10 protein-coding genes are annotated in these 9,569 nt (G+C 66.4%); 3 read left to right on the plus strand and 7 right to left on the minus strand.

The window, feature by feature from the left end:
• The coding region (locus ACFOYY_RS42370) for a hypothetical protein (protein WP_386197181.1) at positions 1-407 on the plus strand (407 nt) is incomplete at its 5' end.
• 87 nt (positions 408-494) lie between these two features.
• Here the strand turns inward: ACFOYY_RS42370 and ACFOYY_RS42375 are convergent.
• The 5 genes from ACFOYY_RS42375 to ACFOYY_RS42395 all read right to left on the minus strand — a co-directional run bounded on the left by ACFOYY_RS42375 (position 495) and on the right by ACFOYY_RS42395 (position 5,614).
• Positions 495-1,571 carry a tyrosine-type recombinase/integrase gene (locus ACFOYY_RS42375; protein WP_386197182.1) on the minus strand — a complete coding sequence of 359 codons (1,077 nt, stop codon included), beginning with the start codon at positions 1,569-1,571 and terminating at the stop codon, positions 495-497.
• Entirely contained in the window at positions 1,568-1,870 is a 303-nt protein-coding gene (locus ACFOYY_RS42380) for a hypothetical protein (RefSeq protein ID WP_386197183.1), read from the minus strand. The genes ACFOYY_RS42375 and ACFOYY_RS42380 overlap by 4 nt, the downstream gene beginning before the upstream one ends.
• Positions 1,871-2,158: 288 nt before the next feature.
• Positions 2,159-2,938: a helix-turn-helix domain-containing protein gene (locus ACFOYY_RS42385; RefSeq protein ID WP_386197184.1), complete on the minus strand. Its 780-nt coding sequence runs from the start codon at positions 2,936-2,938 to the stop codon at positions 2,159-2,161.
• Positions 2,938-3,153: a hypothetical protein gene (locus ACFOYY_RS42390; RefSeq protein ID WP_386197185.1), complete on the minus strand. Its 216-nt coding sequence runs from the start codon at positions 3,151-3,153 to the stop codon at positions 2,938-2,940. Before ACFOYY_RS42390 ends, ACFOYY_RS42385 begins: the two co-directional genes overlap by 1 nt.
• Before the next feature lie 514 nt (positions 3,154-3,667).
• Positions 3,668-5,614, minus strand: a complete 1,947-nt coding sequence (locus tag ACFOYY_RS42395; RefSeq protein WP_386197186.1) for a SpoIIE family protein phosphatase — start codon at positions 5,612-5,614, stop codon at positions 3,668-3,670.
• A 240-nt stretch (positions 5,615-5,854) separates the two neighbouring features.
• Between ACFOYY_RS42395 and ACFOYY_RS42400 the strand changes: the two genes are divergently transcribed.
• Positions 5,855-6,016, plus strand: coding sequence for a hypothetical protein (locus ACFOYY_RS42400; RefSeq protein WP_386197187.1), 162 nt, complete (start codon positions 5,855-5,857; stop codon positions 6,014-6,016).
• 251 nt (positions 6,017-6,267) lie between these two features.
• Positions 6,268-7,209: a hypothetical protein gene (locus ACFOYY_RS42405; RefSeq protein ID WP_386197188.1), complete on the plus strand. Its 942-nt coding sequence runs from the start codon at positions 6,268-6,270 to the stop codon at positions 7,207-7,209.
• A gap of 464 nt (positions 7,210-7,673) precedes the next feature.
• Here the strand turns inward: ACFOYY_RS42405 and ACFOYY_RS42410 are convergent, their stop codons facing one another.
• Positions 7,674-8,720 carry a SagB/ThcOx family dehydrogenase gene (locus ACFOYY_RS42410; RefSeq protein WP_386197189.1) on the minus strand — a complete coding sequence of 349 codons (1,047 nt, stop codon included), beginning with the start codon at positions 8,718-8,720 and terminating at the stop codon, positions 7,674-7,676.
• 148 nt (positions 8,721-8,868) lie between these two features.
• Positions 8,869-9,569, minus strand: a 701-nt coding sequence (locus ACFOYY_RS42415; protein WP_386197190.1) for a S8 family serine peptidase, incomplete at its 5' end; no start/stop codon positions are given.

Here is a 9,569-nt window from a genome sequence, read left to right on the forward strand (position 1 = left end):
GCCGGATCATCACCCTGGCGACCCCCAACCACGGAACCGGATGCTGCTGGTCTCCGACCCGCCACCCCTGGCAGGCGTGCCAGGACATGTGGCGCGACACCCTGTTCGACACGGAAAGCGACTTCCTGAAGGCCCTGAACGCCAACGCCCGCATCACCCCCGACACCGTCATGACGTACGCGACCGGGACCGATGACGGGCAGGTGGCCGCCGACAGCGTGCACCTGGACGGCGCCGTCAACCTGACGATCGAACCGGAAACCGAAGGCGGCAACTGCATCGACCCCTCGGTGCACAACTCGATCCTGAACCGGGAGAAGGTGGCCACCGACTCCATGAACTTCCTGCGGTACGGGGCCGCCGGAGTCTCGCAGTCCATCCTGGCCAGGCAGAGCAGCAAACCCTGAGCCGTCGCCTCACTCGCTGCCATACGGCAACGGCGACCCTTGGCCTCGATCACTTGATCACCGGACAGGGATAGGACACCAGGGCCCCTACAGCCCCACCACCGGATTCTCCGTCCATTGATCGGCGTCCTCCAGATACCCCAGCAGAGCACGGGAGCCGTCGGCCCAGCCGCCGTGGCGGCCGATGCGTTCCAGGGCGTGGCCCTGGCGGCGGGCGGCGGTGGCGAACCCGCGCCGCAGCGAGTGGCCGCTCCAGTCCCCGGGCAGCCCGGCGGCCCCTGCCAGGCGGGTGACGACGTCGGCGACGGCCTCGGCGGTCATCCGCCCCTCCGGATCGCCGATCGCCCGGCCGCCGCGGCGGATGGGTGGGGCCAGGCGGCCGTGCCGGTCGATGCGCACCAGCAACGGCCCGCTGGTGCGGCCGTGCTCGGCGAGCGCGGCCAGCAGGGCGCGGGTGGCGCGTACCGGGCAGGTGGCCGGGTTGGACCCGTACGGCACAGCCGTCTCGGTGTGTTTCTTGATCTTGCGCCGGTAGACGGTGACCACCAGCCCCTCGGCGGTCTCGGTGACGTCGCCGATGTTGAGCGCGGCCAGCTCCGAGGAGCGGGCGGCGGTGGCGTAGCCGAGCAGCACCAGGACGGCATCGCGCATCCCGGCCAGACTCGCGCGGTCCAGTCCGGCGAGCATGCGGCGGATCTCGGCCGGGAGCGCCGGGGTGGCCTTGCGCACCGTCGCGGCCGGATCGTGGGCCAGGGCGAGTTCCTCGCGGCGCCCGGCCAGGACCTTGCGGGCGCCGGAGGTCTCCGGCGCCACCACGTCCGCGGCCTTGTGCATCGAGCGGATCGCGGTCAGCACCCGCTCGATGCTGGAAGGCGCCAGCGGGCGCCCCGTCTTCACCGACGGGGTGACGGTCAGGTGGGCGGCGTACTCGGTGACGGTCCGCGCGGTCGCCGGCAACGCCACCCGCCCCACGCTCGCGCACCAGGCGGTGAACCCTTGCCAGTCCGCGGCGTACGCCCGGCGGGTCGAGGCGGGCACCCCGGCCTCGACGGCCGCGCGCGCTGCCGGGCTGAGGGTGTGGTCGACGGCGGTGTGGGAGACCGGGAAACCGGTGACCGTGGTGGCGGAACCGGCCGGACGCGGCTGGGGCTGCAGGGTGTTCACCGGTCTTCCTGCCCACTGTGCTCGGCTGATCCGCGGGTGTACCAGGATCTGGCGTAGGTGTGTGAACCGTCATCGGGGGTGTCGTCGGGTGGGCGGGTACCAACCTGTCGTACAACGACACAGGCGGTGTAGCGGTGCGGGCCTTCTTGGATCATCGTGGCCTCGCCGCTGACGATGCACACCTCGGCGTCGTCTCCGAAGAACTCCCAGCCACGGCTGAGCGCCTCATGGGCCAGATCCTCCAGGCTGTCTCCGGCAACGGTGACCCGCAGGGTGATCGGAGAGGGCGACTCACTCATGACTGTGGTTTCCGGTTGAACTCAGAAGGAAGATCACAGAGATCATCCTAGCTCGTGAGAAGGCCGGTTATCAGGAGCCAGGCTTCCAGTCGGATCGACAGCAGCCAGCACGCCTTGATGAAACCGACTTACGCTGACACGCAATGCCTGAAGACGAGACAGCGGAGCTCATACAGGAAGCCTGCACGCGGTGTCGGCGGATCTCCCTTGGCAAAACCTCGGCACGCGGGATCGAGCGGCGGGCGGATCACACCGGGATCCGCCCGCCGCAGGTTGTGCCCCTGGTTTTCAAGGCGTGCGCGACCGGTCGGCAATCTGCAGCAAGGGGACGCTGCCGTGGGTTCTGGCCATGCGGATCCGCCGCCAGGCCGTTGTCCAGTGGACCAGGTCCGCTTCGCTGCCTCCGCACCCGTGGATGAAGGCCGTGACGACTTTGAGCGAGGGGAGGCGGGGAGGTTTGTTGACGTTGAGCGTCTCGCACAAAGTGCTGGCTCCCACAGCCCGGCCAGCGTTGATGGCAATCTCCCGGTAGGAGGGCTCACCAGCCCAGACGTGGAAGTCTCTCATCAGTTCGAGGAGTTCTTCCTTGGTGATGGCCGTCAGCGGGTCAGGCTTCAGCTCATACCCAAGAGCATCCTCCCGCAGAAGGGGCGAGGCGCCCTTCATTTGGAAAGCAGGCTCTGCCGGGACAGTGTCAGTCTGGGGAGAGGGAGGCCCTGATTTCCCAGTTTCGGAATCTTCAGGTCCGAGGTTCTTTTCCGATCTCAGCTGAAGGTTCCTCAGCCGTTCCCAGGAGTAGCGGACGTCGAACCGCAGGAAGTGAACGGCATCGCAGGCTTCCAGGAGATTTTCGAGTACTTCCTGGCGCGGGATCAGACGTCCGCTCATCATGGCTGACAGACTGGTCGTCGTTATCCGTGCCTGGTTGGCTATCTGGCTCAGTGGAAGGCCGCTAGAGTGCACCACTCGCCGGAGGAGGTCGCTCAGCACGGCCCGCTCCATGGCGAAGCTGTCTTCCATGGTGACCTGCGGCGTGAACGAACTTGCGGGGGATTCCGCACTACTCATCAGAGAGCCTTTGGGGAGGGCTCTACGGATTTGGTGAGCCGGAGCGCGGTGCTGGCCACGGTGGTGACCATCAGGGTGGTCATCTCGACGGCCACGCCAAGCAGGTGAGCGGCGATTACGAAGAGCAGCAGAACGATGATGAGGACCAGTCGCCACGCGGGAGAGTCTCCGGCGCGGGGAATGCGGATGCAGGGCAGCGCGTACACGCGCAGCACCACCTTTCATGGGCTCGTATGCCTGACCAGGCAGGGGAAAGACAGCGCGACCCGGGGTTGCAGCCCTCGGCTGGCCACGCGTGTAAGTCATGATGCCGCACAGCTTGAGCTCAATCTGCCCTTCCAGAAAAACAGGCAAAGTCAATAAAAGCCCCTTTGCTTAATAAATCCCCCTTTTGTCTTTTCGGATCTGTTCCGGGTCGTCCAACGGCCTTTGGAGGTGTCCGCTGGCGTTCGGGGCCGTTCGAAAGTGTTCGGACCCCTCAGAACTAGCTGGTGGGGGCGAGCACAATGACGTCATGGCAGGAACACCGCATACGAGGTTCGGTGTTATCCGCCTTGTCCTGCCTCGGCAGGGTCCTTTGATGTCGCTCTTGTTCTGACCAGGCAGGGTGTCAAAGGTTTCCGCGGGGGTTCGCCGTTGCAGCGGTGAACCCCCGCTTCGTGATTCTGGACGAGGCTTTCGTCCTGTTGCCTCTCTCGTCGATCCCGAAGCATGCCGTCGTTAGCGGGTCTAAACAGGAACGTGAACTGCGAGCACCGTGACGTCGTCATCTTGCTCGTAGCCCGCCAGCATGCGGTCTACCAGGAAGTCCAGCAACATGTGTGGGCTGCTCACGGCTCCGGGCGGCGCTTCGGCCGCAACAGAACAAAGCTCAGCGAGCCCGACGTCTATCCCGCGTTTGCGGTTTTTGACGAGACCATCGGAGTACAGGACAGCGGTGTAGCCGGGCGGCACGCAAAACTGAAATTGCCTGCGCCGGGTCGGCCAGCCAAGCGGGGTACCCGGCTCGCCGTCCCACAGGAGTGGGACACCTTCGGAGGAGATTAGGAGGGGTGGCGGGTAACCGGCAAGCGCCAACGTGCCCTCGCCCGTCCCGGGCTCGACGACCATATAGGCGACAGTCGTGATCTGCTCTTCCTCGAAGTTGTCGAACAGACGATCCAGGCTAGTGAGGACTGTCTCAGGCGGCGGGTTGGTCAGCGCCAAGGCCCGTATGGCGTTGCGGATCTGACCCATCCCCCCCGCCGCCTTGGCGCCCTTGCCCACCACGTCGCCGGCCACCACAGCGACCCTGCCGTCCTGCAGCACGAACGCGTCGTACCAGTCACCGCCGACCTCCACATACCGACTCCCCGAGCGGAAGTGCTGGGCCAGCACCAGGTCGCGGACCACCGGCAGCCGGTCGGGCAGCAGGCTGCGCTGCAACATCTCGGCGGTACGGTACTCACGCTCGAAGAGCGTCGCCCGCTCTACAGCCAGAGCGCACTGCCCCGCGAGCGCCTCAAGGAAGATCTTGTCCTCCGGGGGTACTTCTTGCGGACGAAGGAAGGAGAATCGCAGCGCGCCGAGCGCCTGGCCGGCAGCAAACAGCGGCAGGCCGACCCACGCCCGCTCATCGCTGTGGGCCAGGAAGTCGATGACGGCCTCCTCGTCGGCCCTAGCGCCGACGAGCTGGGCGAGCAGGCTCTCGGGGGATCCAGCGAAGAACGGGCGGCGGCTGTTGACCGCCATGGTCATCACGCTGGAGTGGGCCAGCGGGATCTCGCGGCTGGGCGCGCCGGGGGCATCGAGGATCCCGCTGTTGTGGATCAGCTTCAGTGTGGCCCGTTCGACGTCGAGCAACGCCACAGCCGATCGGTCGGCCAGCAGCACCGTACGGCCGATCTCGATGACGGCCTGAATGACCTGTTCGATGGTCAGTGCCTCGGCGAATATGGCCGTGGCGCCCTGCAATCTGGCGGTGCGCAGCGCGGCGGCACCCAGCTGATCGGTGAGTCGGTTACGTAGCTCTTCGGCCTCGCGCTGCGCGGCAAGATCGGCGTCGGTGGGGAACTCCTCGTGTTCGGATTCCAGCTGGTCGAGGAGGTCTGTGAGGGCCTGGACGCGTTGTTCCGCTTGGTGGACTCTGCCACGACTCAGTTCCAGTTCCTGCTCCAGAGAGGCGATCTCCTGGTGGTATCGAGTGCGGTCGTGGTCCCAAGCGGCACGCAGGCCCTCGGTCTCGGTACGCAGGTCCTGAAGAGCTTGGGTGCGTTCTGTGAGCTGATGTTCCAGGTTCTGGGCGTAGCGTTCGGCCTCCTTCCAGCTCGTGACCGCGACCTCCAGTTCGTTGCTGACCTTCCGGACCCGGTACTCGTGGGGATGAGCGACCTGGAGAGCGGTCAGCTGAAGATCGACCAAGTGCGCGCGCACGTCGTCGGTCACCGGAGTGCCCGCGCTTTCGCGCATGGCCAGGATCCTGTCGAGGAACCAGCGGTCGGCGGGCACGCGCTTGCCGTTCAGGTACCGGGACACGGTGCCCTTGTCGATTATCGGGTGGAGTCGGCTGAACAGGCTGATCGACATGTTCAAGGCGGTGAACTGAGCGCGCAGCTCTCCTGCCCAGGCCATCACCTGAGGGCTGAGCTCCGGACTCAACGGCGCCAGCTCGGCTGAACGGTGGACGATCTCACTCACCCGCACATCATCGCCGCCCCGCGTCGTTTTTCGTGATGAACCGCAGCCATCGCCGGTGTTGCCGAATGTCTGCAACCCCTGCACATGGCCGATGCAGTACGGCGCAACCCCCCTGGAGTGTGGCTTTCTAGAGCCGAGCATCTGCACCGCCTCACCGCTGTACGACGATATGAACAGAGAGGGATCCTCGTGCGTCGCCCGGTTCAATCAACCCCTGCGCTCCTGACCATTCGCTCCGCTTTGGTCCTTGGGCTATCCCTGATCTTCGGCGCAGCCGCCGGAGTCCTCACCTACTCGGTCACCGGCTCGATCGCCGGAGCGTTCCTGGGTGCCGGCGCCGCGACGGCGGGAGCGATCGGGCTGCTCAACCAGATCATCAGCGACACCGCCAACGGTGGCTAACTGTCACTCTCTTCAAGCATTTCGGTCGAGCCACAATCAGGAGTCAGCAACTCGGGTCGACGACAACCGGCACGCTCTGGTGCCGACCGGCAGGAATCGCTCCGTTTGCTGCGCCGAGGTGACGTGACGCCTCGGGGCTGCGGGGCGTTTGCCTGCTGAGGGGAAGTGCTTGTCACAAGGTCGACGGCAGGCGACCACCAAACCGTAGGCTCCACGAACAAGTTCATCCTCAGATGACGGGAACGACGGCTATGGCCTTCTCCACCATGCGTTTCGGCCAAGACAGCGCTTTCGAGCGTTACGTCCTGGATGAGATCGCTCCAGCCCTGCTCATCACTCCTGGACTTCAGATCGTGGACTACCGGGATGAGAACCGCAGCAGTCCACGCATCCACGCTGTGGTCGCCGGAGCTCCGGTACGCGCTGTCGCTCATGTCAACGGACAACCGACCGACATCAACATCACGCCCATGATCTTCGGGGCGGCGTGGAAGGTCCTGGACCTCGTTCTGGACGGCATCTTCAGTCCCACCCCTATGTCGATTGAAGGCAAGTGCCGCAACGCCCTCACCGGCAACGGACCTCAGCGCCTGCCGCCGTTCAAGAGCGAAGTGGAGGCATGGCGGCGGATCATGCGCCTGTATGCCAACACATTGGACCTGCGGCATTCCGTCGTGCATCGCGAACTGATCGTGCACCCTGACGGGCGACTGGAAGCCTCATCGGATCCAACAAAGCCCAGGACCTCTCCCACGATCATCACCCGAGACGAACTGGGTTACTTCTGTCGTGTCGTCCAGGGTTTCGCGGAGGCTTTGATCAACGGGAGCCTCACCGCACGCGAACGGGCGAACCTGCTCTTCCTCCTCGATCAGTTGCAGACTCATCACGGCCTGGGAGCGCTGCCTGGCCGAGAGATCACCCGCTTGGTCCTCGTGATGGCCAAGCCCCAGATGACCGAAGACGGTTTGAGTTTCGACGCCCGGCCCGTTCTGAAGTTGGTGCGTGAGAAGTGGCCGACCGCCGGGATCGATCTGTTGCTACGCCTTCCCGATGGCACTGTCCTGGGCGGTGAGCTGGAACAAGCACCCACTGACAGAGCGACCGTCATCCACGCGCAGCGCCCACCCAAATGGATGGAAGCTCTTCCGGCTACCGAATGGAGCCAGTGGGATCGCCTCGGAGCTGGCTGACTCATCGAGTGTCAGATTGAAGATCGTCAAGGCGACGTTGGCTGCCTCCTAGGCAACACGCGCAGCCGTTCGACCGAGAGGTCCCGCTCTTAGCCGGATCGCTCATCCTCCTGCCCTTATCCGCCGAGTTCTGCCCCGGCTTCTCTCCCGTCTACGACGGCTTTATCCGCCGAGAAGCACGAAGACCTCAGCGGATAATGTCAGTTATTCGCTGAGCTGGAGCGGGTGTCGCGCTCGGATCTCCGAGCCGCCCGCCATCAGCGTCCGGGACCAAGGGCCCAACCGATCCGTGCGTCGACTTCGCTGTCGGCCTCGGCGGTAGATCGTCGATGCGGCCGTCGCCAACTTCGAAGGGATCAGCACGCCAGGCATCCCCCTCTCGGGGGAGCGACCGTAGACCTCCAGCATGGTCAGTCGCCAGCGAAGGACCGAGCAGTGCGGTCAGCGGCTTAATGTTCAGCCGGTCAGACCTTGGTATCGCGCTGGGGGTGGCCGGCGGCCAGGACGTAGACGGGGGTGCGGGCGATGTTGTCCACGCCGAGTCGCTCAGCCACGGCGGTGTCGTGGAAGGCGCCGGTTTGGGCGGGGCCGAGGCCGAGGGCGGTAGCGGCCAGGGCGAAGGTCTGGCCCAGGTGCCCGGCGTTGAGCAGGCTCACCCGGTAGCAGCGGGGGGTGCGGTATTTGACGCGCATGCGTTCGATGACGGCGACCAGGACGATCAGGAAGGCGGCTTGCCCGGCCCAGTCCTGTCCCGAGCACAGATGGGTGGCCTCGTCGGCGGTGAACCCCTTGTCCAGCAGGTCCAGGCTGTGATCGCGGGCCTGGTAGTGATAGATGCCCGCATCGAGACCTTCGACGTTGGTGATGGCCAGGTAGGCGTCGAGTTCCTGGCGGGAGCCGCCGGCCGGGCTGGTGCGGCGATACAGGGTGCCGAAGTAACCGGCGTCGACGTAGTCGACGGGGGCGAAGCAGACAGCCAGCAAGGTGGCCAGGGTGGCCAGCGGGACGGCGGCGGGCGTGAAGTCGCGGTGGGTGCGGCGGGTGTAGAGCACCTCACCGAGCGGGGCGGTCAGTTCGCTGGGGCGAGGCAGCGGGATGTGCTCAGCGTCGGGATATTCGGTGAACAGCGGCGGATGCTGCTCGATGTCAGGGTAGACCTCGGGGGTGTCGGCGGTGATCGTGTCCTGGGTGGTGTAGTGGAAGAAGGGGGCTTCAGGCTCCCAGGATCGCCACTGGTGGGCCAGGCGGGCGTCGAGGTCGGCCTCCGGGCTGTTTTCGGCCACCAGGAGTTCTTGTTGGCACAGGGCGGTGATGGCCTGGGCGATCACCCTCCCGTCCAGGTGGGCCAGGGCCGCTGCGGCCTGTTGCGGGGTGTTCCAGTCCTCGAAAGCGGTCAGGATCTCAGCGGCGATGGCGGGCAGAGAGACCGCCTGCCCGCCGGGGTAGAGGTGGGCGGCGAATGCGCCTTCGTGCCAGTAGCAGACCAGGCAGCGGCGGCGGCGAAAACGCATCGGGGGTCTCCACAAGTGAGGGTGGGCGGGGCAACTGGATGAGAGGGCCGGGCCGAGGCGGCGGAGCCGTGGTGTCGGTGGCTTTTCGGGGAGTGGCCTGCGGCAGGCCGGATACGAGTCCGGCTGCTTGGGCGTCTTTGGGCAGGCCTCAGGCACGTATGGGGCGGTCGTCTCGTCGCAGCGGCCGGACCTCGAAGAGCACGCTCGGCATGGTCGGCGGGGTTGTCTGGCTCGGTGCCGAAGCGGGTGGAAGCTGAGACGGCTCATGCGCGGCGGTGAGCGAGATGGTGTCCTGGGCGCGCGCCGAGGCGGAGGTGCGGGCGGGCTGGGGGGATGAGCCGAGCCGGACTGCGGTTTGGCCGGTGGTGGGCGGTGCCGGTGAGGGGTCCGATGCGAGCGGCGGCAGGTGCGGGAACAGGCGCGCGGCGGCGGCGGGCAGGTCGAGGTAGCCGTTCAGGCAGCGTTCGGGCCGTCCATGGGCCTGGGCCGGGGTGCACGGCTGGGCGGTGGCCAGCAGCGCGTCGCGCGCCGCGAGCGGGTCGGGGCGCCAGCCGAGGTGGCGCTGCATGCTGACCAGCAGCGCGGCGGCGCCGGTGACCAGGGCGACGGACACGCAGGTGCCCTTCTGGGCCTTGATGCCGCCGCCGGGATGAGCGCCGTAGACGGCCTCACCCAGCGTGGTCAGGCCGTGCCCCGCGTAGGCGGGGCCGTAGTTGCTGAAGAAGAACATGGCGCCGTCGGCGCGGTGCGCCCCCACGGCCAGCACCCCGGGCAGGATCGCGGGGGCGAGGGAGTTGCGGCCGTAGTCGTTGCCGGCCGGAGCGCAGACCAGGACGCCCGCCTCGATCG

The sequence above is a fragment of the Streptosporangium jomthongense genome (assembly GCF_042650425.1).
Taxonomy (GTDB): domain Bacteria; phylum Actinomycetota; class Actinomycetes; order Streptosporangiales; family Streptosporangiaceae; genus Streptosporangium.